General features: G+C 61.0%; 20 protein-coding genes. 11 read left to right on the top strand and 9 right to left on the bottom strand.

Annotated features, from left to right (window positions below; translation table 11 throughout):
* The first annotated feature begins 94 nt into the window (after positions 1-94).
* The 3 genes from H4V99_RS07405 to H4V99_RS07395 all read left to right on the top strand — a co-directional run bounded on the left by H4V99_RS07405 (position 95) and on the right by H4V99_RS07395 (position 2887).
* The gene (locus H4V99_RS07405) at positions 95-1024 is read left to right on the top strand and encodes an acetamidase/formamidase family protein (protein ID WP_280676909.1); all 930 of its coding nucleotides are present in this window, start codon (positions 95-97) and stop codon (positions 1022-1024) included.
* Positions 1025-1214: 190 nt separating this feature from the next.
* The gene (locus tag H4V99_RS07400; protein WP_280680019.1) at positions 1215-2063 is read left to right on the top strand and encodes an ABC transporter ATP-binding protein; all 849 of its coding nucleotides are present in this window, start codon (positions 1215-1217) and stop codon (positions 2061-2063) included.
* Positions 2060-2887, top strand: a complete 828-nt coding sequence (locus tag H4V99_RS07395) for an ABC transporter permease (protein WP_280676907.1) — start codon at positions 2060-2062, stop codon at positions 2885-2887. Before H4V99_RS07400 ends, H4V99_RS07395 begins: the two co-directional genes overlap by 4 nt.
* A 29-nt stretch (positions 2888-2916) precedes the next feature.
* Here H4V99_RS07395 and H4V99_RS07390 read toward each other — a convergent pair whose 3' ends face one another.
* Together H4V99_RS07390 and H4V99_RS07385 are read right to left on the bottom strand one after the other, a co-directional pair.
* Positions 2917-3072 (bottom strand): hypothetical protein, encoded by a 156-nt coding sequence (locus H4V99_RS07390; RefSeq protein WP_280676905.1) that lies wholly within the window; start codon positions 3070-3072, stop codon positions 2917-2919.
* A gap of 319 nt (positions 3073-3391) precedes the next feature.
* Positions 3392-4420 carry a GTP-binding protein gene (locus tag H4V99_RS07385; protein WP_280676903.1) on the bottom strand — a complete coding sequence of 343 codons (1029 nt, stop codon included), beginning with the start codon at positions 4418-4420 and terminating at the stop codon, positions 3392-3394.
* Positions 4421-4467: 47 nt separating this feature from the next.
* On the opposite strand from H4V99_RS07385, the gene ykgO reads away from it, so the two are divergent.
* Positions 4468-4590 carry a type B 50S ribosomal protein L36 gene (gene ykgO, locus H4V99_RS07380; protein WP_088455075.1) on the top strand — a complete coding sequence of 41 codons (123 nt, stop codon included), beginning with the start codon at positions 4468-4470 and terminating at the stop codon, positions 4588-4590.
* 18 nt (positions 4591-4608) lie between these two features.
* Here the strand turns inward: ykgO and H4V99_RS07375 are convergent, their stop codons facing one another.
* The 6 genes from H4V99_RS07375 to H4V99_RS07350 all read right to left on the bottom strand — a co-directional run bounded on the left by H4V99_RS07375 (position 4609) and on the right by H4V99_RS07350 (position 10854).
* Positions 4609-5568, bottom strand: coding sequence for an NAD(P)-dependent oxidoreductase (locus H4V99_RS07375; RefSeq protein WP_280676898.1), 960 nt, complete (start codon positions 5566-5568; stop codon positions 4609-4611).
* The gene (locus H4V99_RS07370) at positions 5565-6320 is read right to left on the bottom strand and encodes an amino acid ABC transporter ATP-binding protein (protein WP_280680017.1); all 756 of its coding nucleotides are present in this window, start codon (positions 6318-6320) and stop codon (positions 5565-5567) included. Before H4V99_RS07370 ends, H4V99_RS07375 begins: the two co-directional genes overlap by 4 nt.
* Positions 6321-6400: 80 nt before the next feature.
* Positions 6401-7324, bottom strand: a complete 924-nt coding sequence (locus tag H4V99_RS07365) for an amino acid ABC transporter permease (protein ID WP_280676896.1) — start codon at positions 7322-7324, stop codon at positions 6401-6403.
* Between the two features lie 2 nt (positions 7325-7326).
* A complete protein-coding gene (locus H4V99_RS07360) occupies positions 7327-8259 on the bottom strand; it encodes an ABC transporter substrate-binding protein (RefSeq protein ID WP_280676894.1) in 933 nt (310 codons plus the stop codon).
* 71 nt (positions 8260-8330) lie between these two features.
* Positions 8331-9947: a thiamine pyrophosphate-binding protein gene (locus H4V99_RS07355; protein ID WP_280676892.1), complete on the bottom strand. Its 1617-nt coding sequence runs from the start codon at positions 9945-9947 to the stop codon at positions 8331-8333.
* Between the two features lie 322 nt (positions 9948-10269).
* Positions 10270-10854: a helix-turn-helix transcriptional regulator gene (locus H4V99_RS07350; RefSeq protein WP_280676890.1), complete on the bottom strand. Its 585-nt coding sequence runs from the start codon at positions 10852-10854 to the stop codon at positions 10270-10272.
* A gap of 184 nt (positions 10855-11038) precedes the next feature.
* Between H4V99_RS07350 and H4V99_RS07345 the strand changes: the two genes are divergently transcribed.
* Positions 11039-12049, top strand: coding sequence for an arginine deiminase family protein (locus tag H4V99_RS07345; RefSeq protein ID WP_280676888.1), 1011 nt, complete (start codon positions 11039-11041; stop codon positions 12047-12049).
* Entirely contained in the window at positions 12036-13340 is a 1305-nt protein-coding gene (locus H4V99_RS07340; protein WP_280676886.1) for a M20 family metallo-hydrolase, read from the top strand. Before H4V99_RS07345 ends, H4V99_RS07340 begins: the two co-directional genes overlap by 14 nt.
* A 71-nt stretch (positions 13341-13411) precedes the next feature.
* Here the strand turns inward: H4V99_RS07340 and H4V99_RS07335 are convergent, their stop codons facing one another.
* The gene (locus tag H4V99_RS07335; RefSeq protein ID WP_280676884.1) at positions 13412-14080 is read right to left on the bottom strand and encodes a cyclase family protein; all 669 of its coding nucleotides are present in this window, start codon (positions 14078-14080) and stop codon (positions 13412-13414) included.
* 111 nt (positions 14081-14191) lie between these two features.
* Between H4V99_RS07335 and H4V99_RS07330 the strand changes: the two genes are divergently transcribed.
* The 5 genes from H4V99_RS07330 (at position 14192) to H4V99_RS07310 (ending at position 18687) form a co-directional block, all read left to right on the top strand.
* Positions 14192-15769, top strand: a complete 1578-nt coding sequence (locus H4V99_RS07330) for a cytosine permease (RefSeq protein WP_280676882.1) — start codon at positions 14192-14194, stop codon at positions 15767-15769.
* A complete protein-coding gene (locus H4V99_RS07325; protein WP_280676880.1) occupies positions 15766-16215 on the top strand; it encodes a nuclear transport factor 2 family protein in 450 nt (149 codons plus the stop codon). The genes H4V99_RS07330 and H4V99_RS07325 overlap by 4 nt, the downstream gene beginning before the upstream one ends.
* A complete protein-coding gene (locus H4V99_RS07320) occupies positions 16202-16924 on the top strand; it encodes an SDR family NAD(P)-dependent oxidoreductase (RefSeq protein ID WP_280676878.1) in 723 nt (240 codons plus the stop codon). Before H4V99_RS07325 ends, H4V99_RS07320 begins: the two co-directional genes overlap by 14 nt.
* A 53-nt stretch (positions 16925-16977) precedes the next feature.
* The gene (locus H4V99_RS07315) at positions 16978-17601 is read left to right on the top strand and encodes an SDR family oxidoreductase (RefSeq protein WP_280676876.1); all 624 of its coding nucleotides are present in this window, start codon (positions 16978-16980) and stop codon (positions 17599-17601) included.
* A 192-nt stretch (positions 17602-17793) separates the two neighbouring features.
* The gene (locus H4V99_RS07310) at positions 17794-18687 is read left to right on the top strand and encodes a DUF808 domain-containing protein (protein ID WP_280680015.1); all 894 of its coding nucleotides are present in this window, start codon (positions 17794-17796) and stop codon (positions 18685-18687) included.
* The last annotated feature ends 37 nt before the right edge of the window (positions 18688-18724 follow it).

The following is an 18724-nucleotide window of genomic DNA, read 5'->3' as shown; positions in this document are numbered from 1 at the left end:
GCGGGTGGGCATCACCTCGCACCACGCCCACTGCCGTTCTTAAAAAGAGGCGCGCTGCACAGCTTTGACACCACCACTTGGAAAGCGAGTCACCATGGCCCACCACGAGGTCCCCGACATTTACAACCGCCTGTGGACCCCGCAGCACGAGCCGGTTCTGGGCATCCGCAGCGGCGACACCATCAGCTTTGATGTCTTGGATGCCGGGGACGGACAACTCGAGCACTACCGCAACGGTGATCCCATCCCCGATCGTGACGCCTCCCGCAGCTATCCGCTGCGGGGGCCCATCATGGTGGACGGTGCGGAGCCCGGTGATGTACTCGAAGTGGAACCCCTCGAATTCAGCCCGCTGGGATGGGGGTTCACCGCCAGCAGGCCCGGCGCTGGTCTTTTGCCAGACGATTTTACTGATCCGTTCATCTACAAGTGGGATCTGTCGAACGGTCGCACGACCGAGTTTCTGGATGTGGCGACGATTCCCCTTCGTCCCTTTCTCGGGGTTTTGGCGTGTACTCCGGCAACTGCGGAACCCTTGCCTGTCATGCCTCCTGGCAACTTTGGCGGCAATATGGACATCCGTGATCTGGTCGTGGGAACCAAAATTTTTCTCCCGGTCGGCCTGCCCGGCGCGCGACTCATGTTCGGTGACCCGCACGCCGCTCAGGGCGATGGTGAAGTCTGCGTGACGGCCATCGAGGCGCCCTTGAGCGGGACGCTGAAAGTCACCCTGCACAAGGGGCGGTCCATTCCGTCTCCGCAGTTTCAAACCTCGGGACCATTGCGGCTGGGAATCGAAGATCAGGGGTATTACGCCACCACAGGGGTGGGGCCGGATCTTCTCGAGGCCGCACGGGCAGCACTTCGCCACATGATCGACCACATGTGCTTTACCTACAAGATAGAGCCGCACGAGGCCTATATTCTGTCCTCCGTGGTTGTGGATCTCAAGATCAGTGAGGTGGTCGACACGCCCAATTGGATCGTGACTGCGTACCTTCCACTCTCCGTCATGAACCGGTAGCCTGCCGCCCCACGGCGAAAAGCGGGTGAACCATTTACCAAAATGGAACGACATCGGCGGTGTTCCTCGGGGCAGTGCACACCGCACTTCGGCCTAGCCGCGTGTGCCGCACGGTGGTTCACTGAGCAGCATGACGATTCGTGTTCAGGACTTACGCAAGTCTTAAGGCGACGTCGTCGCGGTCGACGGAATCAGTTTTGACGTGGAATCTGGCGACGTCTTCGGCCTACTCGGGCCGAATGGAGCGGGTAAGACCACGACGCTCGAGTGCCTCGAAGGCCTGAGGCGAGCGGATGGCGGACGGCTGCGCGTCGGCGACGTAGATCCGGGCGCGGGCGGCCGACGGCTCAGCAACCTGATCGGCGTGCAGTTGCAGTCCTCGGCACTCCCGGAGAGCCTCCGTGTAGACGAGGCGATGCGTTTCTTCTGCACGTATCACGGGATCGCGCCTCGCTTCGATCTGGTGGAAAGGGTCGGCTTGGGAGATAAGCGGAGCGCCCAGTACCACGAGCTCTCCAGCGGCCAGCAACGCCGGCTCTCTCTTGCCCTCGTCGTGGTGCACAGCCCCGCGGTTCTCATCCTGGACGAACCCACCGCCGGCCTCGACGTGTCATCGCGCGTGATGCTGCACGATCTCATCCGCGAGCTTCAGCAGGCCGGCACCACAATCCTGCTCGCCACTCACGACATGGCCGAAGCGTCGGAACTGGCCACCCGCATTGCCATCCTCCTCCGCGGAAAGATCGTGGCGACCGGCACCCCGCTGGAACTGACAGCATCGGGGGCTGGCCTCACGCGAATCTCGGTGCGCACCGAACGAGAGTGCCTGAGCCTGCCGGATGCCGTCTTCCCCGCCGTTCAGCAGCCCCCAACCCGCGGGGAATATGTGGTGTATCTCAGCGACGATGTCGGCCAAACGGTACCGGCTCTCATCGCGTTCATCACGTCCAAGGCAGACTCGCTGATCGACCTGCGCGTCGAGAGGCCGAGTTTAGAAGAACGGTTTCTCGAAATCACGACGGAGGGTACGAGCCGATGAGCGCCTTCGCCATGCACCTCGGCTTCGAGTTCCGGTTCGGGCTTCGTAACAAGACGCTTCTGCTGATGAATTACCTGTTTCCCCTCGGCGTTTATGCTCTGTTGGGCGCACTGATGGGCGAGATCAACCCGGGTTTTCTCCTTACGGTGATTCCCGCCATGTCCCTGTTCGCCATCATGAGCGGGGCGCTGCTGGGAATGCCCGACACACTCGTGAATGCGAGAAACGCAGGCATCTTCCGTTCCTACAAGATCAACGGGGTACCGGCGCTCTCCCTGCTCACGATCCCCCTCATCACCAGCATGGTTCACGCTCTGCTGGTCACGATGATCATCGCCGTCACCGCACCCCTCATCTTCGGTGGCCAGGCCATTGTCAACTGGGGTGGATTCCTCCTGGTCTTCGTGGTCTCGGCCTTCGCGCTGGCCGGCATCGGAGCGCTCATCGGTGTCGTGTCCTCGAACTCACGGGTAACCGTGCTGCTGTCCCAACTCGTCTTCTTACCCTCCATGATTCTCGGCGGACTCATGCTTCCCGTCAGCATCCTGCCCACCGGGCTCGACACGGTCGCGATGCTTCTTCCCACCAGCTACGCAATGGATGCCTTCTCCGCACTCGCACTGGGCCAGGTCGCCACCCAGCCGTGGTGGTCGCTCGCGATTCTGACCGCGGGCGGGGCCGTGGCTTTCGGGCTGGCGGCCCTCCTGTTCAGCTGGGATCCCCGGAATGCCACCCGGCGCGCACCCGTGGCCTGGTCGGCCCTTGCCGCGCTGCCCTATGTTACGGCGCTCGCCGTATCATCTATGAGTGCGTCAGCCTGGTAGCGGTGGCCGGAATTCTGGTGAACCCGTAGTCAACACGTGGGGCGGTGTGTCCGAATAGGCGTGCCGATACCGAGAACGGCACTGTCCAGTTCGGCTGGGATAGCGGTGAGCGGAGCATCGATGCGCGGTGGACCACCCGCGGACACCCAGTCCAAGACCGCATCCAGGGTTTCCTGCTGGTCCATCCCGCCGATCCACACCGAGGGCCCCGTTTTTCCGCTGGGTCCATCACGCCGGGCGACTGCAGCAACAGCTCCGCTGGCGCAAGCTCCGAGACACTCTGTCGCCACAAGAACCGCTCCCCTTTCGGCGGCGATTGTTGACCGCAGGCGGTCGGTGCCACTTTGGCCGGCGGCCAAGCGGTGAAGTGCGCTGCAGCGGTGCCCTGCACACAGTGCAACGAGAGGGCCGCTGGCTTCTCGCTCAGTTGAAGACGAAACTGTCGTGCGTTCCATGTTGGGCATCCGTTCAGTTGTGTTGAGGAGGCTGATATTTCGGAGCGTTCTAGTTGACGTCCCACGCCGGAAAGGGATCGGCAAGGGACCGCCATTCGATGGGGCCGCCGACAAACTCACGATTGGTCAACAGGCACGCATCTAGGTTTGCGGTGAGCGCGGCTGCGTCGAGATCTTTTCCAAAAAAGGCGATCTCCTGGCCCCATGGCGACTCGGGGTCGTGGCTGCCCATGCTGGTGGGTTCGAAGCCGATGGTGGGGCCTGCGCTGTTCCACGAGCCCACAGTGTGCGGACGAGACGCCAGACGGAAGAGACCCCGGGAGCGCAGGATCTCGCCCGCGTCTGCCGTGTGAGTGCTGAGGAAATCAGCAAGTCGGCCCGGGTGAAACGGTAGCAGGTCACGATACACAACGCATCCGAGTCCGCTGCGCCCGATGGTAGGAAGCCCCTCACTGTTGAGCTGACGGATCCAACCGGGACTCTGCTGTAACCAGTCCAGCATTTTCTCGCGCGGTGGCGGCCACGGGCTGCTTGCGCTCCGCCCGTATCGGGCGAACATCACGTGGCTGGAGGGATTGAGCAAGCGGACGAAGTCACGAAGGTCAGCACAGTCGGCGGCTGTCGAGAGGTCGGTCTTATTGATGACGACAACGCTGGCCCATTCGATCTGCTCAACGAGCGCATCGGCGATTGTTCGATCGTGTTCGCCATGGGTAACGCACAACACGGGTGGAATCGGCGCGAGAGCATCGCTGCGGATGTCGGTCCAAAACGTGGACGCGTCAATCACACTCACGAAATTGCCGATGTCGATGTCGAAGGATTGCTGCTCGAGCCGAAGGGCGCGGTCTCCGGCGAGGGCCATTACCGAGACCGCCACCTCGATCGGGACGACCGACGGGTGCATCTCCAGCATCACGTCCGTGGGTAGGGTGCTGGCTATTGCGTTAGATACGGAGCCGTGATCGGAGCCATCAACACCGATGAAGGTTGTGCCGCTGGCCCGCGCCGTCGATGACTTGCCGGCGCCGGTCAGTCCACTGATGAGATTCACGGTGCAACGAGAAGAGGTTGTCATGCCTGCAACTCTAGTTGATATTCATTCTCAATAAGAAACAGGTGACTATGAAGGTTCGAAATTCGCTGAAGGCGCTCAAGAAACTCCCGGGCGCTCAAATCGTGCACCGACGGGGACGCGTGTTTGTGATCAACAAGAAGAACCCGCGACTGAAAGCCCGCCAGGGTTAGCGCCGAGAAGGAGCCCGTCTAGATCGCGGGGGCGGCAACCGCGCCAGCCGGTGTCCGACCGTGGAAAACATCCAGAATCGATTCGGTCGCCATGGTGAACAGGCGCTCCTCCGCTTCGTCGGAGTACCAAGCTCCGTGCGGGCTGAGAAGCACCCTCGCGATCTGCCGAACACGAGCGTCCATTGGCAGCGGTTCTTCCTGGAAAACGTCGAGGGCCGCGCCCGACAATTGCCCGCTCTCGATTGCGTCACAGACAGCATCCGTGTCAATGAGGGAACCCCGAGCGACATTGACTAAGAACGTTCCCCGGCGCAGTATTGCCATCCTGGTGGAATCAATCAGGTGCACAGTTTCAGGGATCAGTGGCACGTGCAGACTCACGGCATCCGCATTCTGAAGTGCAGTCTCAATGGATTGTGCTCTGGAGACGCCGAATCGCTCGAAGACATCGTCTGGGATCCACGGGTCGTAGGCCTTCACGACCACACCGAGCGGGCGAAGTAGTCCGGCCACGGCCTGTGCGATCCGCCCGAACCCCACCAACCCAACAACAGCGCCACGAATGCGTTTGGGCCTGCTCAAAGTCACGTCCCATTTTCCGCGGCGGACACTCGCGTCTAGGGCGGGGACCCCACGTAATCCGCCAAGGATCAGCGCCAACGCATGTTCGGCTACCTCGTCGGTGCAATAGCCCGCGGCTGTGCTCACCCAGGCGCCAGCTGCCGTCACGGCGTGCACCGGAACGTGGTCGAACCCGGTCGAGCTTACGGACACGATCCGCAACCCGGTCAGGTTCGCCACTTCAGAACCCGTTATGGGTGTTTCCGGACCGAGCAGCACAGCAAACACATCGCCCGAGGTAGGCAGAGTTACGGCAGCCACAACCTCAAAATGCTCTGCATCCTTCCCCAATATCGCCTCAATGCGGTCAACGGATGCGAAAGGGTCAAGGACAACAATCGTCTGACGCGAATTCACTTGAGCACACGCGACAAAAATGCTTTCGTGCGATTGTGAACGGGGGCATCAAAGACCTGCTCCGGCGGCCCCGCCTCAACAATCACGCCGTGGTCCATGAACACGACGCTGTCGGCCACTTCTCGGGCAAATCCGATCTCGTGCGTGACAACGATCATCGTGACACCGGATGCGGCGAGGCTTCGCATGACATCGAGAACTTCGCTGACCAGTTCCGGGTCGAGGGCAGATGTAGGCTCATCGAACAACATGACCTTGGGCTGCATGGCCAGTGCCCGTGCGATCGCCACTCGCTGCTGCTGCCCACCGGAGAGCTGGCTCGGGTACCGGTCCCCCATATCTGCCAGACCCACCCTTGTCAGGAGATCTTGGGCCCGGGTGCGCAACGCGGCCGAGCTCTCTCGGCGCAGTCGACCCGGAGCTTCCGTGATGTTCTGCAGCGCTGTCATATGAGGGAACAGGTTGAAACCCTGAAAGACCATCCCCAAGTCTTCGCGCTGACGCGAAATAGCTTTGTTCCCAAGCTCGTGGAGAACATCACCTTTCCGGCGGTAGCCGATGAGCGCACCATCAACGGTGATCGTGCCCGCATCGGGTTTTTCGAGGTGATTCAGGCAGCGCAGCAGTGTCGATTTTCCGCTGCCTGACGGGCCGAGCACACACGTCACTTCGCCAGCCTTCACCTGCAGCGACACGTTTCTGAGCACATCAACGGCCCCATAGGACTTGTAGAGGTTCGCCGCATCAACCATAAGTTGACCCTGAGCCTGCGGGGCGGTGCTGCGTGCTGCTTCACTCGTCACAATCGGTGTCCTGTCGTCGTTCTGGGCGCTCATGGGCGCACGCGATCGGGGGTGAGGTTGCGAAGAAGCTGCCGAAGCAGCGGGCGCCGGGCCGTCCGTGTGCTGCTGCGCATCAGTCGCCTCTCGAGAAGGTACTGCCCGAACGTGGCAATGGTCGTCAGCAGCAGGTACCACACGGTCGCGACGAGGAGCATCTCCATGGGGGTGAAGTCGCGCGTTCCGATGTATTGCGCATTTGTCAGAAGGTCACCTGCACCAATGACGGCGACCAGCGAGGTCATTTTGAGCAGAGTAATCAACTCGTTGCCTGCAGGCGGGATAACCACCTTCATTGCCTGAGGAAGGACAATCCGCCGAAGGACAGCTCCGTTAGGCATGCCGAGGGCCGATCCCGCTTCCTTTTGGCCGGGGTGCACGGCCAGAATACCTCCGCGCACAATTTCAGCCATATATGCCGCCTCGTTCAAGGCCAGGGCGAGGAGTGCTGCCATTACCGGCGTAATGAACATGTTGGTGTCGACGCTCAAGGCACCGAGGCCAAGTCGCGGAAAGAATAGCGCCAAGTTATACCAAAGCAACAGCTGAACGAGCAGAGGCGTGCCTCGGAAGAACCAGATGTAGGCCCCACTGACGGCGAAGAGCACGACATTTTTCGACATGCGCATTACGGCAAGCAGGATGCCGCCAATAACGCCGACGACGAGACTCACTACCGTGAGCCAGACAGTCGTCCACAGGCCAGACAAAATTGTGGGGTAGGTCAGGTATTGAGCGATCACTTCCCAGCGGATCGACTCGTTCGTAGCGATGGTATTCACGAATGCGACAAGGACTGCGAGAACGAGGGCACCAGAAATCCACTGCCCGTATTTGCGGTTTTGCACGACCCGGAGACCAGGCATGGCAGGTGAAGCCACCTCCAGCGTCCCGGTCTCCGTCTCGTGGATAGACATGATTACTCGATTCCGCCGTTGATGGTGGCGGAATCGACTGCGCCGCTGGTGAGGGTGTGGATGTCAAGGATCTCGGCGTAGGTACCATCGTCAATGAGCGACTGGAGTGCGGCTTGAATCGCGCCGCTCAGCTCGGTGGAGTCCTTGCGAAACATCATGCCCACGAGGGTGGGTGTGATCAGCTCAGTGTTGGACACTTCAAAGGTGCCGTTCTCCCCCTGCTGGGAAATGTTGTACCGAGCCACGGCATCCTGCACCAGCAGGGCATTGACTCGGCCGCTCTGAACCTGCAGGAACGCGGTTTGGTTGTCGGGCAGAGCAACGATATCCACCTTATTCGCGGCGCATTCCCCGTCATTGAGGGCGACGAGCATGCTCTCTTGAGCGGATGCCTTCAGAACGGACACCGGCTGGCCGCAGAGGTCCTCCATCGTCACGATGCTCTCCGGGTTTCCTGCTTTTACGACAATGCCTTGGCTGGACTTGTAATAGTTCACGAAGTCATACTGCGCCTGACGCTCGACGGTGTTCGTGTAACCGGCGGCCAGCATGTCAAACCGGTTCGCGTCGAGCGCGGGCAGAAGTCCGTCGAAGGCGGCGTTGGTGAGCTCGAAGGTGACGCCGAGTCGCTGGGTCAGAGCGGTCACAAGGTCCGGGTCAAGCCCGACGATGGTGGTGCCGTCGGTGTCGAGGTACTCGTAGGGCGCGTACATCGCCTCCGTGCCAATCTTGATGACCTTGCTGGTCTGAATGTCGGCGGGCAACATGTCGAACAGAGTGCTGTCAGCACTCACCGCAGCATCTGCTGCTGGCGCGGCGGCAGGTTCGGCAGCAGCGGCGCAGCCGGACAGTAAGGCGACAGACGCTAAACCGGCGACAAGAACGGAGATACTGGGACGGATCTTTGATCCGCTGCGTGAAGTGAACGACGACATTATTTCTCCGATGGTTGTGAGTGCGGGGAACAGTTGTGCAGGATGGGGCTGGCGGTTCTCGGGGGTAAAAGTTAGAGGTGAGTGGGTGCGAAGAGCGCGAGATGAGCGCTGAGCACGACCACGGTGGGTCCGGCGGTGGCCCAAGCCGCCGCGAGGTCTGCTGCGAGCGTTTGCGGTGTCGCATTCCAGGCAGGAACGCCGAATGACGCCGCGAGGGCAGCAAAATCGGGACGGGCCAGTTCGGTGGCGGTAGCCTGGCCGAAGCTTTCGACCATGTATTCCCGCAGGATTCCGTAGCCGCCATCGTCGACGATGAGCCACGTCACCGGGGTGTTGTGTTGCCGTGCAGCGGCCAGCTCGGCGATGGAGTACATGGCGCCGCCATCGCCGGAGACGGCGAATGTGTGTCGCTCCGTTCCCGCGGCCCCACCGAGTGCGGCTGGAAAGCCGAAGCCAAGTCCTCCGGCTCCTTGGGCGCTGTGAAAGCCGCCGCGTCTGGGATCCCAAGCAGACCAGGCCCAGTATCCAGCGATGGTCATATCCCAGAAGGTGTCCGCATCATCCGGGACTGCAGACCGAATGTCGGCCAGGAGGCCGCGTTCTAATCCGAGGTCTTGGCTATCCAGGCGCTCCTTTATATTGAGCAGCAACGTTCTCACCGTGCGCGACGATTCCGGGCGCTGCGCCGGCTGCACTGCATTGGCCAGAGCTCCAAGCGCCAGTGCTGCATCGGCATGGATACCCAAAGCCGGATGGTTTGACTCAAGAACCCGAGCTTCTGCATCAATCTGGATCAAGCGACCGGTGGGGGCGAAGGTGAAGTAGTTGCTCGTGATCTCACCGAGCGATGTGCCCACGATAACGAGTACGTCTGCATTCTCTAGTAGCTCAGTCGTGTACCTGTCTTCAACCCAGGACTGCGCACTCAGTTCGTGCGCCCACGGGAACACCCCCTTACCGCCGACGGTACTCACAACTGGAGCCTGAATTCGTTCTGCGAGGGCGATCAGTTCACGCTCCGCCCCGGACCGCCGCGCGCCGCCGCCCACGAGAATCACGGGGTTTCTCGCCCCATCAATCAAACGCACAGCTTCAGAAATTAGTTCAGCGCGCGGTGAACGGGCAAAAGCAGCCGCATGTATGTCAACGACCGGCGGCAGATCGGTCGATTCCAAGAGGACGTCTTGGGGAATTTCGACCCACACCGGACCAGCGGGTGCCGATACTGCCAGCGTCCACGCATCAGCAATCGCCGATGGAATCTGCCCGGGGGTGCGCACGAGCCACGTGTCCTTGCTCACCTGGGCGGCGGCGTCACGCTGGTCGTCGAGCTGGTGCAGAAGCCCCTTACGGGCACCACCGAGGCCGACTCGGGGAATCTGACTGGCGATAACGACGATCGGGACTCCTGTTGCGTGTGCCTCCTGAAGCCCGGCTAGGGCGGTCAACGCGCCCGGGCCGGCGGACAGGAACAGGACACCAACCTCGCCGGTGGCGCGGGAAAAACCATCGGCAGCGAACGCCGCATTGTTTTCCACCCGGGAACTCACGAAGTCGAGATGACCCCGGCTGAGGGCATCGAAAAGGCCGAGGGCGTGCTGGCCAGGGATACCAAATACGGTGCGGGCACCCAGCGCCTCAAGCGTTTCAATGGCGAGGTCTCCGCCGGTGCGTTGAATTTCGGTCATGTTTTGCTGTCCCTTGCCTCAAACCACGACAGCCGTGATTTCCTTCTGATGTAACTAAAGTATTCCGCTGGTAAACAGAAAGGCAAGGTTTTTGCGTCATTGCCCGATTCGTAACAGAAAGTTCACAAAACGCGTGAAAACACGAAACATGGCTTCAGGTCAAGGTTTCTCCCCGTGCAAGCGAGCACAGATTGTTCCGTGGCGCCGTACACGTCCCTGCCTGCGAGGACGGTATCCGCAGGCGCGTTCGCGTTCGCGTCCGTCACGATTCGAAATATTCACGCCCTGAAATTGGGTGGCGCCTTGCGCTCGCCCGCGTGGTTTAGACCGAGCCCTCCCAGGCGGCCGGGGCCAGAACCCAGATGAGTTCTGTTTCAACAGCAAGGTCGCCAACCCAGGTGTGCGGTTCGCGACCATCGAAAGTCAGCGAATCGCCCGGTGCGAGTTGCCATACTCGATCGCTGAACTGCACCGTGAGCGACCCCGATAAAACGTGAACAACATCCACTGGCGAGTTCACGGTGTAAAGCTTGTCGCCTCCCGTACCTCCAGGAACAACCGTCGACCGCACGACTTGAACCCGCCCCTCACGACGCGGCGTGAGCAGGATCTCGTTGGCTCCGATCCCGCCCAAATTGATGTGGGGTGCGTTCTCTGCAGTGACGAGTTCACCGACAGAGGACATGAACAGGTCACCGATGCTCACGTTCAACACCTCACAGAGCGCCACAAGAGTAGCCACGCTCGGCGAGGTCATATCTCGCTCGATGCGACTAATAAAACCTTTGGTGAGCCCCGTAGCAACAGCAAGCTGGTCGATCGTAAACTGCTGCGCACGGCGGGCGGCGCGCAAGCGGCTCCCAATTGCTGCTCGGTGGTTAGAGAGTTCGACGGGCATCGGGCGCATGATCTCTCCTGAGAACGCAGATTTGACACTCCCATTCTGACAGGTCAATTCGCTTGTTGCAGAAGAAGCAACATAATATGCTCTACAAACAACCACGTCGCTGAACGCGCACCGTGCGTTGACGAGACCTCACGCGCTGCAATGGCGGGGCGCACAGTGCGAAGCCCGCGAAAGGACAACTCAGATGACCATAATCAGCGACTCGACCATGGAACTGTCAGATGGCAAATTCCACCGTCTGATGGGCCCAGAAGCCACACCCCCATTCTCTGAACACGGCGAACTGGAGTCGGTGTGGGGGCGCCGCTGGGGCGCCGCCGATGAGGTGGGAAAACTTCGATCAGTGCTCATGCGACGACCGAGCCGTGGGCTGGGAAAAATCACTGAAGACGCCTGGAATGAAGAGCTCGGCGCACTGGTTGACCCCGATCGCCGTTGGTACTGGACTGGCCCCGACGCCCCCAACATGCCACTCCTCGACACGCAGTACCAGGGCTTCGTGGACACACTCACGGCGAACGGAGTCGAGGTGGTCTTCGCTCCCGAACTCGGCAGCACTTTCACCAAGGCCGTCTACACCCGAGACCCGCTCGTCACGATCCCAGGCGGCGCGATCATCGGTCGCCTGGCCCCGCGGATGCGACGCGGCGAGGAACAGTCCATTACCCAGACCGTGGCCGCCGCCGGGCTGCCCATTCTCGGGACCATTACCGGCGCTGGCCTCGTCGAAGGTGGCAGCTTCGTGAAGGTGCGCAAAGATTTGGCCTTTTTCGGAACATCCGTGCGGTGCAACCCCGACGGTTACCGGCAATTGGCGAATATTCTCGAAGAGCAGGGCATCACACTCAAGCAGGTCAATCTTCCCGGATACCTCATTCACCTCGACATGTGCTCGGTCATGATCGACGACAACCTCGCCCTCGTCAACCCTCGTCTGGCACCCTACGATTACATGACTGCCCTCTGGGACTTGGGCATCGAAACCCTCGAAGTGGACAGCCGCGAAGAATGGGCCTGCAATATGCTCGTCCTTGATAAGAGAAAGGTCATCATGCCCGATCACTTGCCCCTAACCGCCTCGATGCTGCGTGATGAGGCCGGGGTCGACATCACGGCCATTCCGTTCCGGGAGATTCTCAAAAACGGTGGCGGACTCCACTGCTCAACGATGGAGCTGCAGCGTGACTGGGCTTGAGTTCGTGCGCCCGTCGTCGGCTGACGACGCGGCGTTTCTTGATGACTTCGTCACGATGTCTGGCTTCGGTTCCACCGACAACCACGGTGTAGATCGCCAAGCAGCCACTCCGGCAGACGGACAGACCCGAGACTGGTTCGCCGAGCTCCTGCGCTCCAATGGCTTCACCGTTGACATGGACCCCATCGGCAATGTCTTTGGGCTGCTGGAACTCGTTCCTGGGGCTCCATATATTCTGCTCGGCTCGCACCTCGACAGCCAGCCGCTCGCCGGACGATTCGACGGCGCCTACGGTGTTCTTGCCGCCGCTCACGCGTCACTCCGCACGCGCGAGCAGTTGGCCGCGAGCGGCGCTGCCCCCACATTCAATCTGGCAGTTGTGGATTGGTTCAATGAAGAAGGGTGCCGCTTCAAGCCGAGCATGATGGGCAGCGGTGTGTTTACCGGTCTGCTTGACCTGGAAAAGACGCTGGCCACCGTGGACGCTCAGGGTGTCTCTGTTGCCGAAGCTCTGCACGCCATCAACGGCGTTGGCACCTTCACCCCTCCGCCGATCGCGGCCTACTCGGAGATTCACATCGAGCAGGGCCGCAGCATGGATGACGCCAACACGACCATCGGGATGGTCTCATCCACCTGGTCGGCCCGCAAGTACGAGATCGTTGTGCGTGGAGAGCAGTCTCACTCCGGCGCAACGCGGATGAAGGACCGACGCGACGCCCTGCTCGGAGCGGCCAAGGTTATCGTGGCGGTGAACGACCTCCTGGCCCACTTCGATGACGAGGCTGTGCATAGCTCAATCAGCGAACTGTATGTGGCCCCCAACTCCCCCGTCACAGTGGCCCGCGAGGTGCGTTTTCTGATCGATATTCGCGCTCGAGAATCAGGGCTTCTCGCAGAGGCCTACTCCCACCTCCAAGCCGCGATCGCCCGGATTGAGGCAGAGTGTCGTGTGAGCATCGACGAGATCGGTGCGAGCATCTGGGAGAGCGGTCCCTTCTTGGAAAGCGGAATCGAGCTCACACGCAGCTCGGCCGAACTCCTGGGCTATTCCAACGACCGCGTACTCACGCTCGCTGGCCACGATGCCACCAACATGAAGGAGATCGTGCCTACGGTTATGCTCTTCGTTCCCAGTGCGGCCGACGGCATTTCGCACAACGAGCGTGAATTCACGTCAGACGAGGATCTTGTGGCCGGCCTCAATGTGTTCACGCACGTGGTCACCCGGCTTGTGCTCGGCGAGCTACCCGAGTCGCTCAGCATTCTCGAGGCCTCCGCCGCGGTCTGAGTCACGAACAGCCGGGTGCGAACCAAGCCATGGTGCGCACCCGGCACTTCGTCTGCCGACACGATGCATAATTAGGCTCCGAGTCGCATGGCCACGGCTCGAATCGGAGCCCCGTCAGCCGCCGCAAAAGCAATCGGCAGAAGCGAGATGAACGGCGCCTCAAAGTCGATCGCGGCCACATTGGTCATATTTTCACAGATCACCCCGTCAACGTCGGCAATGAGGTGATGAACGGGAAACTCTTCACCGGGGTGAGACTCATCAGGCGTTTCATCAATGTTGATGGCGTCGATCGCAAAGGTGCGCACCCCCATTTCAATCAGCCGGCGGCAGGCATCCGCATCGAGAAATGGATTCTCAAAGTACTCAGCAGTACCGAAATGCGCGCTCCATCCCGTGTGCAGAATGACGATCGATCCTGGTTCTATCTGATCAGCCACCGGGGCGATCATGTCCCAACCGATACGACCGCGGGCGCCAGCAGAACGAGCATCAACGATCACTCCACGGCCCACGAACCGGTCGAGTGGCAGCTCATCAATCTTCAGCCCTGTTGCACTGAAGTGAAAAGGCGCATCCACGTGGGTGCCGGTCTGCGAACCCATTGACACGTTGAGCAGGTTGAAACCGTCACGCGCAATCGTGCTGTGCACGGAAAAAGCCAGCACGGGGTCGCCCGGATAAACCTGCGTTTCCGCATTCACAGGAACGGACAGGTCGACAATCAAATGTTTCGTCATAGTAAATTATTCTTTCACACGTAGCAATTAAGTCTGGGAAAAGGTTATGGTTTTCCATAATCCTCCGCACTCGAGGAATCCCCGTCCGACCTTACAGACAAGGTTTCGAGAATGACCATCGACGAACATCGCGACAGCGACACTCCCACCGCCGTCTTGAACGCGCGCCCCAAGGTTACGGACATTGAAACCCACGGTATCGATACGATTCCCCACCCGGATCGCACATCGACCTGGCTGGACCTGCTGCGCATTCAGTTCGGTGGCGCCAACACGTTTGCCACTGTTCTCCTCGGCACATTCCCCATCGTTCTCGGGCTCTCCTTCTGGCAGGCCGTTGTTTCCGTCGTAGCCGGCGTACTTGTCGGAACGGTGTTCCTCATGCCGATGGGCTTGTTCGGACCCCGCACGGGCACCAACAACGCCGTTTCATCCGGAGCATTCTTTGGAGTGCGCGGCAGGGTCGTCGGCTCCTTCCTCTCCCTGCTCACGGCCATTGCCTTCTACTCCATTTCCGTTTGGGTGAGCGGAGACGCCCTCGTCGGCGCACTCACCCGACTCGCCGGCGTTGAGGATTCCGTTGGCCTGCGCACAGTTGTCTACGCTGTCATCGGCGTGCTTGTCATCGTCGTCGTCATCTACGGGTTCCAGTTCATGCTGCTGGTGAACAAGACCGCCGTTATTGCCAACACTGCGCTCATCCTGCTCGCGTTTGTCGCGTTTTCCGGCACCTTTGACGCCAGCTACAACCCGGGGCCGGATGCCCTCGCCCTCGGAGGCTTCTGGCCCACCTTTGTCGCATCCGCGCTCATCGTGATGTCCAACCCCATCTCCTTCGGCGCCTTCCTCGGCGACTGGTCGCGGTACATCCCCGAATCGACGCCCGCTCGCAAACTCCTCCTCGCCACATTCCTCGGCCAGGCCCTGACGCTCATTCCGTTCCTGTTCGGTGTTGCAACCGCCACAATCGTTGCCGGACAGGCCGACTACGTCTTCGCTCTCATTCAGGCCTCGCCCATCTGGTACGCCGTGCTCTTGATGGCCGTCGCCTTCATCGGCGGACTATCCACTGGAACGACCTCGCTCTACGGAACAGGCCTCGACTTTTCCTCAGTCGTTCCCCGATTTAGCCGAGTGCAAGCCACCATCGCCATCGGCGTTCTTGCCTTCCTGTTCATCTTGACCGGGCGACTTTTCTTCGATCTGCTCGGAGCCGTGAGTGCGTTCATCGGTGCAATCATCGTGACCACGACTCCGTGGATGGTCATCATGGCCATCGGCTTCATCGTTCGACGGGGCCACTTCAGCCCTCGCGACTTGCAGGTGTTCAACAAAGGTGAAATCGGTGGAGCCTACTGGTTCAGCTCCGGGGTCAACTGGCGCGGAATGGTGGCCTGGATCGGTGCCGCGGCCATCGGCCTGATGTTCGCCAATTTCCCACCTGTGATTGTCGGGCCCCTCAGCGCTCTCGGCGGTGGCATGGACCTGAGTCTCGTCACCGCGGTTGTGTCCGCCGCCGTGCTCTACCTCGGCGCCCTCTGGATCTTTCCCGAGCCGCGCTCTGTCTTCGGTGACAATGGCCCGCGCCTCGTCTCTGCCTCAGACGTTCCGCTTCAGGAGATCGTGACCGACCACTCCTCCACGGCAGCCAAGGTTCACGCCAAAGCCGCCGCACGCCGCCACCTGTGATCTCCGCCGACGGCCGCCTGGTCAGCGAGTGCACGGCCGTCCCGACCGATGGCAGCCTCGAAGCACTGGCGGCCGTCGACGACATCATCGACAATTTCGGACATCACCGCCGAGATGACTACTTCGCAGGTTTCGCCCCCGACGCCACGTTCCTCTTTTACACCCATCCCCATCGACTCGAATCCCGATCTGCCTACGAGCGACTTTGGGCATCCTGGGAACACGTGAACAGCTTCCGGGTGCTCGCCTGCACCTCCGACAACCGCCACATACAGATGTTCGGCCACACGGCCGTCTTTACACATGACGTCGACACTCTCGTAGCCATCGATGGCGTCACCAGCACACTGCTAGAGCGGGAATCCATCATTCTGGAACAGAGAAATGGTGCGTGGATCTGCGTGCACGAACACTTGTCAGCAAGGACCCACAATGAGCAACACTGACCGTCCCAACCCGAGCACCCAGCGACCCGTCGCCCTCGTTACGGGCGCCGCCCGCGGTCTCGGTGCCGCCATTGCAAAGGCTCTGGGCGTCGCCGGCTGGGTTGTTGCTGGCCTGGATCTCACACCCTGCGCAACCACGCTCTCTATCCAGGTCGACGTCACTGATGCGGCCGCGGTAGCGGATGCCGTTCAGCTGGTTGAGCGCGACCTCGGGCCCATCGCAGCGCTGGTGACCGTCGCTGGAATTTACGAAGAACTTCTCATCGACGACATCACGGATAGCGCCTGGGACCGCATGCTTGCAGTGAATATCGGAGGCACCATCAACGCCTGTTCGGCAGTCGTTCCTGTGATGCTTAAACGTGGAGCCGGAGCCATCGTCACAATCTCGTCCGACCTTGGCGTCGGCGGCAGCCAAGGAGACGCGCACTACGCGGCCACAAAGGGTGCCATCGTCGGCTTTTCCCGAAGCCTCGCCCGAGAGCTTCTGACCGACGGTATTTTCGTCAACTCTGTTGCGCCCGGCGCCGCTGACACTGCCATGCTTTCCGCTGAATCTCCGTGGCGGGCCGACAGCTTTCTCAAGACGCTTCCGATCCCGCGGCTGGTGCGGCCCGACGAAATCGCTGGCGCGGTCCTCTTCCTTCTCGAAGCAGGTAACACGATGACAGGCCAACTTGTGTCCCCCAACTCCGGAGCCACCATCTAATGACACACTCCCCCAGCCTCCCGCCAACACATGCGTCAGTCCTACCTCCTCGCGTGGCTGTGGTTGATCTGGTTCACCATGATGTCGCCGTTCACGTTGTTGCCCGACTCGTCGAAGATGGCATACGCGTTGCGGTCATTGGTGAACCAATTCCTGGAGCCGAACTCGTCATTCCCCGCTCGGTCGCTTCCGTTGCCGACGATCTCGCAGCGGCCATAGCCCGCGTCGAGCTTCAGCTGGGTTCTCTGAGCGTGCTCGTCTGCGGCGCCGTCACCCCGCCCCGTGGACGGTTCGTCGCGACGCCGGCCACGGACTGGTTCGCCAACGTGAGCCAAGCCCTTTTCACGCCCTTCGCGCTCATCCGCGCCGCCGTCCCCGCTCTGAGCCGCAGTGGACATAGCCGAATCGTCGTGGTGGGCTCGGCGTGGGCCGCTGCCGATCTTCCGGTGGCCACCGCAAGCGCGGCGGTGCAGGGAGCACTCGTTGCCCTCATGAAAACGCTCTCGCGCGATTTGGGTCCGCGCGGCATCACCGTCAACGAGGTTGCGGTCGCTGATGATGAGGCCATCAGCCCACAGAGCATGGCCATTGCTATCAGCTATCTTGCCGGTCCCAACGCCGGCAGCATGACCGGCCAAATCATGAACTTGGGCTCAGGCGGCGATATCCGCCCGTGATCACGGCGGCACCGCGGCTGCGTGATACAACAGGTCTCACGCCAACCGCAGGCCTCGTTTCGGTCATATCTATATAGACCTCAGGTGGGTGCCCAGCCTGTCTGGCATGACTCGCCGGCATCCGCTCCTTGGTATTCTGGATTCCTTGTCGTTGACCAGCATGTGGACGACGCCCCAGTTAAGGAGAACGAGATGTCGGTCGGTTTGCTTGCCATCGTCGATGACATACTGACGGCTGCTCTGAAGGCGAGTGCGAAAACCGCGGGCGTCGTCATTGACGATGCGGCCGTCACCCCGCAGTACGTTCAGGGGCTCTCGCCGGCTCGCGAGCTCCACGTTGTCTGGCGTATCGCACTCGGCAGTCTGTTCAACAAGTTCGTCATCATCATTCCGCTCGCCCTGCTCCTGTCCGCGTTCGCGCCGTGGGTGCTGCCGTGGCTGCTGATCCTGGGTGGCACCTATCTGTGCTTTGAAGGTGCGGAGAAAGTCACCGAATGGTTCGGTGCGCATCACGTCGTTGACGAGACCGAGGCGCGCGATGAGCGCAAACTCATCTTCGGCGCTATTCGCACCGACCTCATCCTGAGCACCGAAATCATGCTCATCGCGCTGGCCAGTCTCGACCCCGATTTTGGCATCTGGAACACGCTCGGCGCGTTGGTGGTGATCGGCCTCGGCATGACCGTGCTCGTCTACGGCGCCGTCGCGATGCTGGTGAAGATCGATGACATCGGGCTCTCGCTTATGGAAAGCCCACAGCGACGCGTGCGGCGCGCCGGCGCACGCATTGTGCGTTCGATGCCTGCCGTCTTCCGCGTGATCGGCATCATCGGCACGGTCGCCATGTTGTGGGTGGGTGGCCATCTCGTGATCGTCAACCTCGCCGAGACGTTCTGGCACGGCCCCTACGATGCGCTGCACGCCGTGACGAAGGCTGTCGAAGCTGCCGGACCCGTCATCACCTGGGTCACCGACACCGCACTGTCCGCCGTGTTTGGCCTCATTCTGGGCCTGATCATCGCCGGGATCGTGTTCGGAACGTCGCGTGTCGTCAAGCGCAGCAAAACACAGGTCCACGCCGCCTGAGTCACCCCAACCCTGATTGGTGGCGCACGGTCGAGCA

The organism is Cryobacterium sp. CG_9.6 (assembly GCF_029893365.1).
GTDB lineage: Bacteria > Actinomycetota > Actinomycetes > Actinomycetales > Microbacteriaceae > Cryobacterium.
The sequence above is the reverse complement of the archived record's forward strand: the minus strand, read 5'-3'. Positions and strand labels throughout refer to the sequence as shown.